Raw genomic sequence first — 14716 nt, forward strand, 5'->3', positions numbered from 1 at the left:
CAGGCCGACGGTGCGTCAACCGTCGTTGCGCCGCCCGGACTTCCCCTCGTCCCGTTGTCCGGCCCCCCGGCCCCGCTTGCCGCCGCCCAGCGGGTGCCACAGCCGCAGCCACACGTCGCGTGCCTGGCGGCCCGCTTCCGACCGGCTGCGCGCCACCACCTCGCGGGCCTCGTCGGACGTCTCGACCATCGGCCCCGAGCCGCGCAGCGGGCGCCCCGCCGTCTCGTGCAGGAAGAACGCCGACAGCAGACCGATCGCCCCGGCCACCATCAGGTAGTACGCCGGGACGAGCGTGTTGCGGGTGTGCTCCACCAGGAAGGAGACGAACAGCGGGGTGGTGCCGCCGAACAGGGAGACGGAGATGTTGAACGCGATCGAGAGCGCGCCGTACCGCAGCCGGGTGGGGAAGAGCGCCGGCAGCGTCGACGCCGCCGTGCCCGCGAAGACCACGAGCAGCAGGCCGAGGACCGCGCAGCCGAAGGCGGGGAGCAGGATCCCGCCCTCCCTGATGAGCAGGAACGCCGGGATCGACAGGACGATCAGGGCCACGCTGCCGCCCATGAAGAGCGGACGCCGGCCCCATCTGTCGGAACTGCGTCCCACGGTGGTGATCGCGAGGACCACCAGGAGCATGGTGCCGAGGACCAGCAGCTGGGCAATGGTGTCGCTCTCGCCCAGCGTCACCGTCATGAAGGTCGGCAGGTAGGACGTCACCATGTAGTTCGTGACGTTGTAGACCAGCACGAGCCCCATGCAGATGAGCACTGCCTGCCAGTGACGGGTGAAGATCTCCTTCAGACGGCCCTTGCCGGACTGGCGGGCCTCCTCCACCGGGTCGCCTCCCGCGCCTTCGGCGCCAGCTCGTTCCGCGGCCTGGGCGGTCTGCTGCTTGAACGCGGGGGTCTCCTCCAGCTTCAGCCGCATGTAGAGGCCGATCAGCCCGAGGGGCCCGGCCACGAAGAACGGGATGCGCCAGCCCCAGCTCTCCAGGCCGTCGCTCCCCATGGTCAGCGTCAGCACGGTGACCAGGCCCGAGCCCAGGGAGTAACCCACGAAGGTGCCGAAGTCCAGCCAGCTGCCGAGGAAGCCACGGCGCTGGTCGGGTGCGTACTCGGCGATGTAGGTGGTGGCGCCCGCGTACTCACCACCGGTGGAGAATCCCTGCACCAGACGGCAGAGGAGAAGGAGCAGCGGGGCGGCGAACCCGATCGAGGCGTACGTGGGCAGGAAGCCCACGGCGAAGGTGCTGATCGCCATCATGATCATGGTGGCGGCGAGGACCCGTTGCCTGCCGATGCGGTCGCCGAGCGGTCCGAAGACCAGTCCGCCCAGTGGCCGGACGAGGAATGCGGCGGCGAACGTGGCGAAGGTGGAGACCACCTGGGCGCCGGGCGAGCTGGAGGGGAAGAAGACCTTGCCGATCGTGCCGGCCAGATACGCGTAGACGCCGAAGTCGAACCACTCCATGGTGTTGCCGAGCGCGGCCGCCGTCACCGCACGCCGCACCATCGGCTGGTCCGAGACGGTCACGTCGTCGGCGCTGAGCGCCTTCTTGCGCCGGCGCAGGAGCGTGCGGGCCATCCGGTCGGTCCCGGAGGAACGCGCCCTGCGCGTCCCGGCCGCCCTGGGCTCGCGCCGCTCCTGCTGGTCGCGGCGCGAAGAGCCTTTCACCATGGAGCCTTCCTCCCGTGCCCGGACCGGAACGCGTCGGTGAGCCGTCCGGCCGTACCGGCCGGAAAAGGTCTCCGGCGATCTCCGGCAAAAACGTAGGCCGCCCCGGGGCGACCGGCAAACGGTGGCGGTCAGACGGGTGTCCTGCGGGTGTTCCGCGGGAGGGTGGCGCGACAGAGGGGGTGCACACCCGTTCACCCTGGGGTGCACGGACGTTTACTCTGGGGGTGCACACGCGTTCACCCCTGAGGTACGCAGGTGTCCGCCTCTCTTTCGCCCGTCCCGTATCGGAGTCCCATGTCCGTCGCGATGCCCGCACCCCCCGGCCGGCCGCACCCCCGTCCTCTCGTCGGCGTCCTCGCCTTCTGCGGAGTGGTGGTCGCCGTCATGCAGACGCTGGTCGTGCCACTGCTGCCGCACGTCCCCGAGCTCACCGGCAGCACGACGGCCGCCGCGAGCTGGCTGGTCACCGTCACCCTGCTGACCGGTGCCGTCTGTACGCCCGTCCTCGGCCGCGTCGGTGACATGTACGGCAAGCGCCGGGTACTTCTCGCCGCCCTGGGGGTCCTGGTCGCCGGATCGGTGATGTGCGCCGTCAGCTCGCACATCGGGGTGCTCATAGCCGGCCGCGCACTGCAGGGAGCCGCGCTGGCCGTGGTGCCGCTGGGCATCAGCATCATGCGCGACGAGCTCGCGCCGGCCCGGATACTGCCCTCGGTCGCGCTGATGAGTTCCACCCTGGGCATCGGCGCGGCAGTCGGCCTGCCCGTCGCCGCACTGGTCGTCGAGCACTTCGACTGGCACACCATGTTCTGGGCGTCCGCGGGTCTCGGCGTCCTCGACATCCTGCTCGTACTGCGCTGTGTGCCCGAGTCCCCGGTGCGCTCGCGCGGGCGCTTCGACGCCGTCGGCGCGCTGGGCCTGGCGGCGGCCCTCGTCTGCCTGCTGCTGGCCGTCACCCAGGGCGCCGACTGGGGCTGGGCCGCGCCGCGCACACTGGCCCTGCTGGCCGCGGCCGTGGTCGTCGGGCTGCTCTGGGGGGCGTACGAACTGCGCGTGCCGTCCCCGATGGTCGACCTACGGGTGTCCGCCCGCCCGTCGGTACTGCTGGCCAACGTGGCGGCCCTCCTGATCGGGTTCGCCTTCTACGCCAACTCGCTGGTGACCGCGCAACTCGTGCAGGAGCCGACCGCCACCGGGTACGGGCTCGGCGCCTCCATCGTGGTCGGCGGGCTGTGTCTGCTGCCCGGCGGACTCGCGATGGTCGCGCTCTCCCCGCTCTCCGCGAAGATCTCCACGGCGTACGGACCCAGGTTCAGCCTGGTACTGGCCGCCGGGGTGATGGCCGTGGGGTACGTGGTGCGCTTCTTCACCAGCCACAGCCTCTGGCTGATCGTCCTGGGGGCCACCGTGGTCGCCTCGGGCACCGCGATCGCCTACTCCGCGCTGCCCGCCCTGGTGATGCGTGCCGTACCGGTCGGGGAGACCGCGGCGGCCAACGGGCTGAACACCCTGATGCGGTCGGTCGGGCAGGCATTCTGCAGTGCGGTGGTGGCCGCCGTCCTGGCCGGACTCACCTTCCGTACCGCCGCGGGTGGCACGGCGCCCACCCTCCACGCCTACCTGCTGGTCTTCCTCGTCGCCGCCGGGGCGGCCGTCGCCGCCCTGGTGGTCGCCCTCTTCCTGCCCGGCGCTTCGCCGTCGGCCGCCACCGGTACGGTGAAGGAGACCACGCAGGCCGCCGACGGCCGATCGCTCGCGGAGAAGGGCGCAGGATGACCGGGCACGTCACCGCCGACACAGCGGACACGGCCACGGGCGGCGATGCCGCCGGCCGGGAGACGGACACCGGTCCCGGCACCTTCGGCGCGGGCTCCGGGGCAGCCGCCGCCGGTACCGGCCGTGACGCGATCCTGCGGGCCGCGCGCAGGGCCTTCACCCTGCGGCCCTATGCCGAGGTGACCATGCGGGGCATCGCCGCGGACGCGGGGGTGAGCGCCTCGCTCATCGTCAAGCGGTTCGGGACCAAGGCGGAACTGTTCCGGCTGGTCGCGGACTTCGCCCCTGCCGCCGACGCGCTGTTCGCGGCGCCCCTCGGTGAACTCGGCCGCCATCTGGTCCTGACCCTGGTGCGCAGCAAGCGCGCACAGCAGGCAGACCCGTTGCTGCGTGTGGTGTTCTCGCTGGGCAACCGGGACGAGCGGGCGCTGCTCCAGGAACGCTTCCGTGCGCAGGTCACCACGCGTCTCGCCGAACGTCTCCCGGGCCCCGAGGCCGACCTCAGGGCAGAACTGGTCGTGGGCCAACTGCTGGGGCTGGGCGCCACGCTCAGCCTGCACCGGCCAGGCGCAGGCGTGGAGGCCACCCCGGAACACCTGGCCGACCTGTGCGCGCCCGCACTGCAGCGGCTGATCGACGACTGAGGGCTGACGGGACGCACGGCCGACGGCCTGCCGGGTGCGGCGGGCGGGTGCGGCGGGCGGGTGCGGCGTCTGTGTATCGGGTGGGTATCGGTGAGCGCTCGGGCTGCCATCGGTCCGGTGCGGCCGGACGTCCGGACCGCGGCGCGCCTGATGTCTGCCCTATCGTTCCTGTCGGACCCCCTCCCGCCCGGCCTCACCGGGGTGAGCGAAGGTCCGCCCGTAGCCGCCCGGGTGTGCGCGGGCCCTCCCCCTCGCAACCCGCCCGGGTGTGCGCGGGCCCTCCCCCTCGCAACCGTACGGAATCAGGAGTCGTCCGCCCCGTGTCCTCGTACCCTCCGGCCGCCGCCTCCCCGCAGTCCGTAAGCGTGCTGCTGGTGGAGGACGACGACCTGATGCGCCGGTCCTTCGCGGTGGCCCTGGAGCGTTACGGCTATCGGGTCACGGCTGCCGCCGACGGGCTCACGGGGCTTGAGTCCTTCCGGGACGACGTCTTCGACCTGCTGATCCTCGACGTGATGCTGCCCGGCCTCGACGGCATCGGCCTGTGCCGCAGGGTCCGGGAGACCAGCCTGGTACCGGTGCTGATGATGTCCGCCCGCGGTGACGGGCTCGACGTCGTGGCGGGGCTGGAGGCCGGGGCCGACGACTACGTGGTCAAGCCGGTGGACACGTACGTGCTCGTGGCCCGCATCCGTTCGCTGCTTCGGCGGGCCACCTACGCCCCTTCCCCCTGGTCAGGACCGCCGCCCGGCGAGAGCCCTGCGCCCGACGGCGGCCTGCTGGTCTTCGGGGACCTGACGGTGGACACCGGTGGTCTGGAGGTGTGTGTCTCCGGCAGGCCGGTGGCGCTGACCCCCACCGAACTCAAGCTGCTGCTCCAATTCGCCGCCAGCCCGGGAATCGTGCTGGAGCGGCACACCCTGCTGCGGAACGTGTGGGACTACGGCTGGGACGGCGACAGCCGGGTGGTCGACCTGTGCGTGCAGCGGCTGCGGGGCAAGCTGGGCCGGGACAGGATCGAAACGGTCCGCGGCTTCGGCTACAAGCTCAGGCGCTGAGGCGGATGCGTCTCCTGCCACGCTCCCCGGCAGCCGGTACGTCCCGGCGCCGGGTGCCCCTGCGGTGGAAGATCGCCGCGCTGGCCTCGGCCACGGCGTTCCTGGTCGTGGCGGCGGTGGGCGTGCTGGTGCACGTGTGGACCGCGCAGGACATCCGGAGCAGGGCCGAGGCACAGGCGAGCAACAGCGTCCTGACCGCGATGGACGTCTACCGGCGCACCGGCGCCCTGACGGACGGCGCGGCGCTCGATCCGGCCGATCTGCCACGCGTCCTGCGGCAGCCGTCCGACGGCGACCGGCACACGGCACACGATCCGTCCGTCGAGGGGAACGTGGGGCCGAGCGTCTGGGCCGCCCAGCGGACCGGCGGGCCGGGCAGCCCGGTCCTCGCGTACCGGATCAACACCAGCTCCGAGCTCCACACCCTGTTCCGGCTCGACGTGACCATGGCGGTGGCCTCGCTGGTCGTCCTGGCGGCGGCCACCCCGCTGACGGTCTACGGAGCCGGCCTGCTCGCCCGCCGGCTGCGGCGGGTCTCCGAGACCGCGGGCCGGATCTCCGCGGGGGACCTGGACGCCCGTACCGGGCCCACCAGGGGCGGCGACGAGGTGGCCGACATCGCCGCCACCGTCGACCTGATGGCGGACAGCCTCGCCAGACGGCTGCGCACCGAGCGCAGGTTCACCGCTGACGTGGCGCACGAACTGCGCACTCCCGTCGGCGGCCTGCTGGCCACCGCCGACCTGCTGCCGCCCGGCGAGACGGAGGATCTGCTCAGGGCCCGGGTACGTGATCTGCGCGGGCTGGTGGAAGACCTCCTGGAGATCTCCCGGCTGGACGCGGGCGCGGAACTGCCTGTCCGCGCGCGGGTCCCGCTCGGCGCCGTCGTCGCCGAGGCCGTGGCACGCACCGGGCTCGACACCGCGCTCGCCGTCGGGCAGGGCGAGCCGCCGGTGGAGACGGACCCGCGCCGGCTGGAGCGGATCGTCGGCAACCTGGTCGCCAACGCGCACCGGCACGGTGGCGCACCGGTGCGGGTCACCGTCGACGGCCGCACCGTGGTCGTGCGTGACCACGGCCCCGGCTTCCCGCCCGACCTGCTGCGGCACGGCCCGCGGCGCTTCCACACGGGGGCGGCGGAGCGCGGCTCGGGCCACGGTCTGGGGCTGACCATCGCCCTGGGCCAGGCCCGGCTACTGGGCGCCGAACTGCGCCTGGACAACGCCGCGGACGGCGGCGCGATCGCCACCCTCCGTCTGCCGGCCTGACGGCGCGATCGTCTGCCGGCCTGACGGCCCGATCGTCTGCGGACCTGATCGTCTGCCGGCCTGACGACCTGATCGATACACAGTGGCGCGGGGATCGATACCCGGCAGCGCGGGGGACCGACACGTTCCCGGGCCAGCCTTCGGAGTGCACCGTTCCGCATCCGAAGAGGAGCCCTTGTGACCGCCGTACCCCTCGAAACGTCCGTACCGCACCCCGCTCCTGGTGTCGCCGCCGCCGTCCTCGGCCTGTCCAAGGTCTACGGCAGCGGTGAGAACCGGGTCGTCGCGCTGGACCGGGTCGACCTCGCCTTCCGGGAGGGCGAGTACACCGCGATCATGGGTCCCTCCGGCTGCGGGAAGTCCACCCTGATGCACTGCGCGGCCGGGCTGGACTCGTACAGTTCGGGCTCCGTCCACATCGGCACCACCGAGCTGAGCGCGCTCGACGACCGGCAGCTCACCGCGCTGCGCAGGGACCGGATCGGTTTCATCTTCCAGTCGTTCAACCTGCTGCCGACGCTGACCGCGCTGGAGAACATCACGCTGCCGCTGACCCTCGCGGGCCGCGGGGCCGACCGGGAGTGGCTGGACCGGGTGGTCTCCATGGTCGGCCTCGCCCAGCGGCTCGGGCACCGCCCCTCGCAGCTGTCGGGCGGCCAGCAGCAGCGCGTCGCGGTGGCGAGGGCGCTGGTCTCCCGTCCCACGATCGTGTTCGGCGACGAGCCCACCGGCAATCTCGACTCGCGCGCCGGGGCGGAGGTACTCGGCTTCCTGCGCGACTCTGTGCGCGAGCTGGGGCAGACCGTGGTGATGGTCACCCACGACCCGGTCGCCGCCGGATACGCCGACCGCGTGGTCTTCCTCTCCGACGGCCGACTGGTGGACGAGATGACGCGGCCCACGCCCGACCGGGTGCTGGAGCGGATGAAGGCGTTCGACGGGCGCGCGCACACCGGCTGACCCGTCGGGTCACGCGTCCCCCCAGCCGTCCGTACGCCCGTACGTCCTCGCGCCCGTACGTCCTCGCACCCGTACGCCCGTACGCCCGTACGCCCGTACGCCCGTACGCCTCGAAACGTCCGTACGCCGGCACCGTCCCAGCCGTTCGCTCGCCATTGCCGAGCCCGCCCCCTCCAGGATCCGAACCACCATGTTCCGTACCGCGTTGCGCAACGTCCTCGCGCACAAGGCCCGCCTGCTGATGACCGCCTTCGCGGTCGTGCTCGGCATCACCTTCATCACCGGCAGCCTGGTGCACGGCGACAGCCTGCGGCAGGCCGCGGTCGACCGTGCCTCCGCCGGCTACGACCGCATCTCCCTCAACGTCGCGGCCGACACCGCTCCCGGCGCCCCGCCCGCCACGCTCGACTCCCGCACCGCGGCCTCCCTGGCCGCACTCCCCGGGGTCCGCGCAGCCGCCGGCCGGGTCAACGGCTTCGCCGCCGTCGCCGACCGCGAGGGACGGCCGCTCGGCAGCGGCGAGTCCCGCACCGGCGGCAACTTCGCACCGAACGCCCAGGGCGAGGACCCCGCCTACACGTTCACCCGGGGCTCAGGCCCGGCGGGCAGCGGCACCGTCGCCCTCGACGAGGCGAGTGCGGCCGAGGGCCGCTACCGCGTCGGGGACACGCTGCGCATCGGGACGAACAAGGGCGCGGGCTCCTACCGGCTCACCGGCATCTTCCGCACGGACGCCTCCAAGCTCTCCCCCGGCGGCAGTCTCACGCTCTTCGACAACGGCACCGCGCAGCGGCTGTTCCTGCGGGCGGGTCAGTTCACGGACATCGAGATCACAGCCGCCCCCGGCACCGACGTGACCAGGCTCGGCGCGCTCGTCGACACCGTGCTGCCCGCCCGCACCAGCGTGGTCACCGGCGCCCAACTCGCCCGGATCCAGGCGAACCTCGCCTCCGGCGAGAGCGACACCATGAGCCAGATCATGGTGGGCTTCGCCGCGGTCGCCCTGTTCGTCGCCACCTTCCTGATCTCCAACACCTTCACCATGCTGGTCTCCCGGCGCACCAGGGAGCTCGCCCTGCTGCGGGCCGTCGGCGCCACGCGCCGACAGGTGCGCCGTCTGCTGCTGACCGAGTCGTTCCTGGTGGGCGCGCTCGCCTCGGTGGTCGGCCTGGGCGCGGGGACCGGGGTCGCGGCCCTGCTCCAGACCCTCTTCGCGCCGGCCGACGCACCTCGTGCGCCCCTGGTTCTCAGCCCGGCGACCGTGATCATCTCGATGGTGGTGGGCACCGCCCTGCCCGTGGTCGCCGCCTGGCTCCCGGTCCGCCGGGCCGTGGCGGTGCCGCCCGTGGCTGCTCTCGGCGCGGCCGCGTACACGGCGCCCGCACGCGCCGGCTCCCTGCGCGTGCGGCTCAGCGCCACCGCGGCACTGCTCGGCGTCGCCGCCGTGCTGTACGGGGCGCTCGGCGCGGCGGCGGACGCCAGGACCGTCATCGGCGTCGGCGCTGTCCTCGCCGCGGTCGGCGCGATCGGTCTGATTCCGCTGCTGTCGCGCCCGTTCGTCGCGCTGTCGCGGCCGTTGCTGCTCCGGCTGAGCCCGGTGCACGGAGATCTCGCCGCCCGTAACACGGTCCGCGATCCCGGCCGTACCGGTGCGACCGCCGCCGCGCTCGCCGTCGCGCTCGCGCTCGCCTCCGGCCTGTCGGTCCTCGGCGCCTCCGCCACCGCCTACCTGGAACGGGCCACCACGGACGCCCTCACCGCCGACTACGTGGTCAAGGCTCCCGCGGGCGGCCAGCGGATGACCCCCGCGACCGCCGAGCCCCTCAAGAGGCTGCCGGGCGCCACGTACAGCCCGCTCAGCCAGTCCACCGGGTACCGGCTCGGCGGCGTTCCCGCCGTCCTGACCGGCGTCGATCCGGCTGCCATCGGCGGACTGCTCCGGTACGACGTGGTCGCGGGCTCGCTCGACAGCCTCGCCGAGGGAGAGATCGCCGTCGCCGACTTCAAGGCCGACGCGGCCGGCTGGACGGTCGGCCGGCGTCTTCAGCTGGAGCGGGACGGCAGGCGGGACACCGTCACCGTGGGCGCCGTCTACCGGGCGGACGAGCAGAGCGACCTGACACCGAGCATCACCGCGCCGGACGCCCTCGTCTCCCGCTACGACCCGGCGCCGAACACCCACGCGGTGCTCGTCGTCACGAACGGCGGCCCCGGCCCCTCCGCGCGCGCGGGCCTGGTCCGCGCACTGGGCGACAACCCCGCCCTGGCGGTGCTCGACAAGGAGGGCGTCGCCGCCGAGGACACCAGCGGCATCGGCGAGCAGCTCAACGTCTTCTACGCCCTGCTCAGCCTGGCGCTCGTGATCGCCGCGCTCGGCGTCGCCAACACCCTCGCGATGTCCGTGCTCGAACGCGGCAAGGAGATCGGCATGCTGCGTGCCGTCGGGCTTGACCGGGCCGGGGTGGCCCGCATGATCCGGCTGGAGGCGCTGCTGGTCGGCGCGCTCGGCGCGGCCGTCGGCACGGTTCTGGGCGTTTTCCTGGGCTGGGCACTGGGTCGCACCCTCCAGGAGAGCGTGGTGGGTTACGCGCTGGTGGTGCCGTGGGGCCGTCTCGCGCTCGGTGTGCTGCTCGCTCTCGGCGGCGCCCTGCTCGCCTCGCTCGGCCCGGCGCGCAAGGCCGTCCGGGTCAGCATTCCGGCCGCGACGGGCGCCTGATCCCTCACCTCGCCATGGTGGAATGTTCAACAACATCGGTGTGTTGGAGAGACCGAAGCGGCCAGAAGGGCCGGCGGAACACCCACAGCAGTCGGAACGGAGCAGCGGTGAACGCGGTGAACGTGGGGACGAATCTCAACGACGCGTACTACCAGCAGGGCAGCGAGGCCGAGCGCTGGGACCGTGCGCAGCTCTTCTTCGGGGCGAAGGAGTACGACAAGGCGGCGCGTGTCCTGCGCGGCCTGGTCGACGGGTCCCCGCAGCTGACCGCCCCGCGGCTGCTGCTGGCCCGCTCGTACTACCACTCCGCCCAGCTCGCCAAGGCCGAGACGGAGCTGCGCACGGTGCTGGAGGGCTGCCCGGTCGAGCAGTACGCACAGCTGATGCTGGGTCGCACCCTGGAGCGTCAGGGGCGGCACGCCGAGGCGGCGCCGTACCTGCGCACGGCCTCGGCCCTGTCGGGCGACTTCGCGTCGCTGGAGGACCCGCGGGACGTGCAGGGCCCGGACCAAGGGGTCCGCGGCTGAGCTCGTCCTGCGGGCGGGCGGCGCGGGACCGCGGCCGGGCTGTCGTCCTGCGCGCCGTCAGCGTTTGACGGCGCGCAGGACGACGAACTTCGGGTCTCCGGCGACGACGTCGCAGTTCCCGAAGATCCTGCGCAGCCGTACGTGGTAGCCGAGGTGACGGTTGCCGACCACCCAGAGCTCCCCGCCGGGCCGCAGTACGTCGCGCGCCCCGGCGAACATGCGCCGTGCCGTCGCGTCGGTCGTCGCCTGGTGGGAGTGGAAGGGCGGGTTGTTCAGTACGAGGTCGAAGGACTCGGCCGGGAGCCCGGCCGCGGCGTCGCCGACCGCGAACTCGGCCGTCCCGCCCGGCCTGCTCCCGGTGCGGTCCCTCCCGGCCACGGAGGAGAGTTCCGAGCTGCCCTCGGTGAGATCGGGCCCCTCCCCGGGGAGGTTCGCGCGGTAGGTGGCCCGTGCGGAGGCGACGGCCTGGAAGGACTCGTCGACGAAGCAGACGTGCGCCCCGGGGTGCGTGAGTGCGGCAGCGGTGCCGACCACGCCGTTTCCGCAGCCCAGGTCCAGGATCCGGGTCACGTCCGCGCGCTGCGGCAGGTGCTGGAGGAAGAAGCGGGTGCCGATGTCGAGACGCTCGGCGCAGAAGATCCCGGCGTGGTTGGTGACGGTCAGTCCCGCCCCCGCGCCCGCGTCGGCGTCGAGGGTGTACGTCAGCGGCCACGGGTCGCCGCCCCGGTCGGGCGGGGAGCCGGGCGTGCAGAAGATCAGCCGGGCCTTCTTCACCGCGAGGGAGGTGCGCGTCGGCCCGACGATCCGCTCGAACAGACGGAGCGTGGAGGTGTGGATCTCCTTGACCATGCCGGTGCCGATCACGACGGTGCCCTCGTGGATACCGGGGGCGAGCCGGTGCAGCTGGTCCTCCAGCAGCGCGAGGCTCTTGGGCACCCGGATCAACAGGACGTCGACGCGCTCCGGCGGGGCGTCCTGGGTGGACAGCAGGTCGAGGCTGTCGGGGTCGACGCCGTTACGGGCGAGGTTCGCCCGGGTGGCCTGGCGGCCGAGGTACGAGTCGGTGATCTGAACGGGTCGGGGCGCGACGGGGGCGGGGGGCGCGGCAGCGACGGGGCCGGGCGCGGACGCCGAGCGTGCGCCAGCGTGGCCGGCGACCGTCGTGGCGGCGTCGCCCGCGATCGCCACGGCTGCCTCCGCGGCCCCCGTCGCGGCGGTCCCGGCACGGCTCCCCGCTGTGGCCAAGGCCGTGGTCAGCGCTCCCCATCGGTCCCCGAGCACGACGACGACGCCGGACAGGTCGACCGCCGGGGTCTCCTCGTCGCCTGCGAGGCGGCTCAGCAGGTACTCGTCGGCGGCGTCCCACGCGCGCAGCGTGTCGCGTGGGTCCGGGGGAAAGCGGGCTAGGTCGGACAGGCCCCAGGGCGTCGTCAAGCGGTTCATTGGGGTTCAGGCTAACCGCTGTGTCCGGCCCCTGACCTGCTGCCCCTGAGCCGGCTCGACCGCTCGTGCGGCCCGTCGGCCCCGGATCGAGGGCGTCGGGCCCGTCCGAGGGGGGCTCGGCGCCCGGTTCCGCCGCCCGGTTCCGCCGCCCGCGCGAAGGCTGCACCACCCCGGCCGCCTTCGGCGCGCCCGGTCTCCGTCGCGCCCTTCCCGACGGCGAGGGCCACTGTCGGGCCGGGCCGGGAGGCATGGGGGCCCGGGTGCGGAAAGGCGCCCGGGGCCCGCCCGGGTAGGGGCGACCGCACCGCCGTCCGCGAACGCGCGCGCTCTGCGCGAGCGTGCGCGGTCTGCGCGAGCGTGCGCGGTCTGCGCGAGCGTGCGGTCTGCCTGAGCCGTGCCCGTGGCCCCCGGCGTCCCCCGGCACCGAATCCGCCCGGCCTCCCGGGCCGGAATCGCAGATTCGGCAGCGTCCGTCCGCGGACCGCGCGGCCCGCAATCGCGTCCCCCGGACCACGGACCCTCGATCAGCACGCCCCGCAATCGCAGCCTCCGAAACGCGGGTCCCGGCCGGCGCGATCCGGAATTGCAGCCGCCGAAACGCGGGTCCCGGCCGGCACGCCCCCCAATCGCAGCCTCCGAAACGCGGGCCCCGGCCGGCGCGATCCGGAATTGCAGCCTCCGGAAAGCGGGCCCCGGTCCGTGCGAACCAAACGTGTACCGCACACTGGTTACCGGCCCGCCCCTGTGTGCGTGCCCGACTCCCCCGGTTCCTCGTACCCCTCGAAGGCTCATGTCCAGCACCCCCACCCCTGCGCCCGTCATCGCCGTGGAGGCGCACGGCGCCGAACCCGTCCCCCGCGCGCAGCGGCACGGCAACCCCCGTCAGCTGCTGTGGACCTGGGCCTCTCCCCAGGTCGGCTTCGCGACCCTCTACATCGGGGTGCTCTCGGTCGCGGCCTTCGGGCTGAGCTTCTGGCAGGCCGTGGCCGCGCTGCTGCTCGGCGCGGGCCTCGGTTCGCTGGCGCACGGCGTGCTGTCCACCGACGGGCCCCGTTTCGGCGTCCCGCAGATGGTGATCGGCCGGCTGTCCTTCGGCCACCGCGGAAACGCCCTGCCGTCCGGGGTCAACGCCGTGGTCGCGGGCATCGGCTGGTTCGCCGTCAACAGTGTCGGCGGCGCGTTCGCGTTGAACTCCCTCACCGGTCTGCCGCCGCTGGCGAGCCTGCTGATCCTGGTGGTCCTGGAGATCGTCGTCGGATATGTGGGCCACGACCTGGTGCACCGCTTCGAGCGGTACGCCTTCCCCGTCCTCGCGGTGATCTTCCTGCTGGCCGGTGCCTGGATCTTCAGCGGCGCGCAGCTGGGTTCCCCGTCCGGCCACGGCGGCGGCTTCGGCGGCTTCCTGCTGGCCTTCAGCGCCTGCTTCGGCTTCACCGCGGGCTGGAACCCGTGCGCATCCGACTACTCGCGTTACCTGCCCGCCCACACCCCGCCCCGGCGCACGGGGCTGTACTCCGGGCTCGGCCTGTTCGGCTCGGTCGCGGTGGTCTCCGTGATCGGCGCCGCGTCGGGCACTGTCCTCGCCCCCGAAGGGGCTTCACCCACCGACGCGTTCACCGCCCAGCTGCCCGGCTGGCTGGCGAACCTCACCCTGGTCGCGATCATCCTGGGCGCCATGGCCGCGAGCACCCTGAACGTGTACTCGGCCGCCGTCTCGATCTCGTCCCTCTCGCTGCGGCTGCCGCGTTGGATGGGCCGGGCCACCCTGGTCGCCCTGGTCGGCGCGGTGGGTACCGTCGCCGGCTGGCTCGCGCTGGCCGACGCGGGCGCGGCCTTCGAGCACTTCCTGCTGGTCATCGCGTACTGGATCGCTCCATGGCTGGGCGTCGTGCTGGCCGAGCACCGGCTGCGCGGCAGTACCCCCGACAGCGAGCTGGCGCGCCGCATGACGGACCGTACGTACCGGGAGAGGGCCGGGATCGTCGCGCTCCTGGTGGGCTTCGCGGTGTCGGTGCCGCTGTTTTCGAACCAGACGGTGTTCGTCGGCTGGGTGCCCTCGCATTGGCCCGCGGCCGGCGACCTGACCTGCCTGGTCGGCTTCGTGGTGGGAGCGGCGCTCTACGCGGCGCTGCGCCGCCGGGCCGACCTGTCCCCCAACCCCGGCGCTTAGGAGAAAACCCATGGATCAGTCTCAGGCCCGTCAGTGGCTGGCGACCGCCGTCGAGGAGGCCAGGGCCGGTCTCGCCGAGGGCGGCATTCCGATCGGCGCCGCGCTCTACGGCGCGGACGGCACCCTCCTGGGCCGCGGCCACAACCTTCGGGTGCAGCAGGGCGACCCGTCCGCGCACGGCGAGACCTCCGCCTTCCGCGACGCCGGCCGCCAGCGCTCGTACCGGGGCACCACGATGGTGACGACGCTGTCGCCGTGCTGGTACTGCAGCGGCCTGGTGCGGCAGTTCGGCATCTCGCGGGTGATCGTGGGTGAGTCGCAGACCTTCCACGGCGGGCACGACTGGCTGGCCGAGCACGGCGTGGAGATCATCGAGCTGAACGACCCGGAGTGCGTCGCGATGATGAAGGACTTCATCGCGGCGAGGCCGGAGCTGTGGAACGAGGACATCGGCGAGTAGCGGCGCCGTCTGGACATGGG

General features: G+C 73.2%; 11 protein-coding genes. 9 read left to right on the forward strand and 2 right to left on the reverse strand.

Annotated features, from left to right (window positions below; all coding sequences use genetic code 11):
• Positions 1-15: 15 nt before the first annotated feature.
• Positions 16-1581: a glycine betaine/L-proline transporter ProP gene (proP, locus tag ACIQM4_RS29520; RefSeq protein ID WP_401597993.1), complete on the reverse strand. Its 1566-nt coding sequence runs from the start codon at positions 1579-1581 to the stop codon at positions 16-18.
• Between the two features lie 387 nt (positions 1582-1968).
• On the opposite strand from proP, the gene ACIQM4_RS29525 reads away from it, so the two are divergent.
• From ACIQM4_RS29525 to ACIQM4_RS29555, 7 genes are all read left to right on the forward strand, one after another.
• The gene (locus ACIQM4_RS29525) at positions 1969-3450 is read left to right on the forward strand and encodes an MFS transporter (protein ID WP_401597793.1); all 1482 of its coding nucleotides are present in this window, start codon (positions 1969-1971) and stop codon (positions 3448-3450) included.
• A complete protein-coding gene (locus ACIQM4_RS29530) occupies positions 3447-4094 on the forward strand; it encodes a TetR family transcriptional regulator (RefSeq protein WP_401597796.1) in 648 nt (215 codons plus the stop codon). The genes ACIQM4_RS29525 and ACIQM4_RS29530 overlap by 4 nt, the downstream gene beginning before the upstream one ends.
• Before the next feature lie 320 nt (positions 4095-4414).
• Positions 4415-5152, forward strand: coding sequence for a two-component system response regulator CseB (cseB, locus tag ACIQM4_RS29535; RefSeq protein ID WP_401597800.1), 738 nt, complete (start codon positions 4415-4417; stop codon positions 5150-5152).
• 5 nt (positions 5153-5157) lie between these two features.
• Positions 5158-6420: a sensor histidine kinase gene (locus tag ACIQM4_RS29540; protein WP_401597803.1), complete on the forward strand. Its 1263-nt coding sequence runs from the start codon at positions 5158-5160 to the stop codon at positions 6418-6420.
• 177 nt (positions 6421-6597) lie between these two features.
• Positions 6598-7380: an ABC transporter ATP-binding protein gene (locus ACIQM4_RS29545; protein WP_401597805.1), complete on the forward strand. Its 783-nt coding sequence runs from the start codon at positions 6598-6600 to the stop codon at positions 7378-7380.
• 190 nt (positions 7381-7570) lie between these two features.
• Complete coding sequence (locus ACIQM4_RS29550; RefSeq protein WP_401597808.1) at positions 7571-10096, forward strand: ABC transporter permease; 2526 nt, start codon at positions 7571-7573, stop codon at positions 10094-10096.
• 107 nt (positions 10097-10203) lie between these two features.
• Positions 10204-10623, forward strand: a complete 420-nt coding sequence (locus ACIQM4_RS29555) for a tetratricopeptide repeat protein (protein WP_401597811.1) — start codon at positions 10204-10206, stop codon at positions 10621-10623.
• Between the two features lie 57 nt (positions 10624-10680).
• Here the strand turns inward: ACIQM4_RS29555 and ACIQM4_RS29560 are convergent, their stop codons facing one another.
• Complete coding sequence (locus ACIQM4_RS29560; RefSeq protein WP_401597813.1) at positions 10681-12066, reverse strand: methyltransferase; 1386 nt, start codon at positions 12064-12066, stop codon at positions 10681-10683.
• Positions 12067-12856: 790 nt separating this feature from the next.
• On the opposite strand from ACIQM4_RS29560, the gene ACIQM4_RS29565 reads away from it, so the two are divergent.
• On the forward strand, positions 12857-14236 hold the full coding sequence (locus ACIQM4_RS29565; RefSeq protein WP_401597816.1) for a purine-cytosine permease family protein: 1380 nt from the start codon (positions 12857-12859) through the stop codon (positions 14234-14236).
• Positions 14237-14246: 10 nt separating this feature from the next.
• A complete protein-coding gene (locus ACIQM4_RS29570) occupies positions 14247-14696 on the forward strand; it encodes a nucleoside deaminase (RefSeq protein ID WP_401597819.1) in 450 nt (149 codons plus the stop codon).
• Positions 14697-14716: the final 20 nt, after the last annotated feature.

The sequence above is a fragment of the Streptomyces sp. NPDC091272 genome, from assembly GCF_044757485.1.
In the GTDB taxonomy this organism is placed as follows: Bacteria; Actinomycetota; Actinomycetes; order Streptomycetales; family Streptomycetaceae; genus Streptomyces.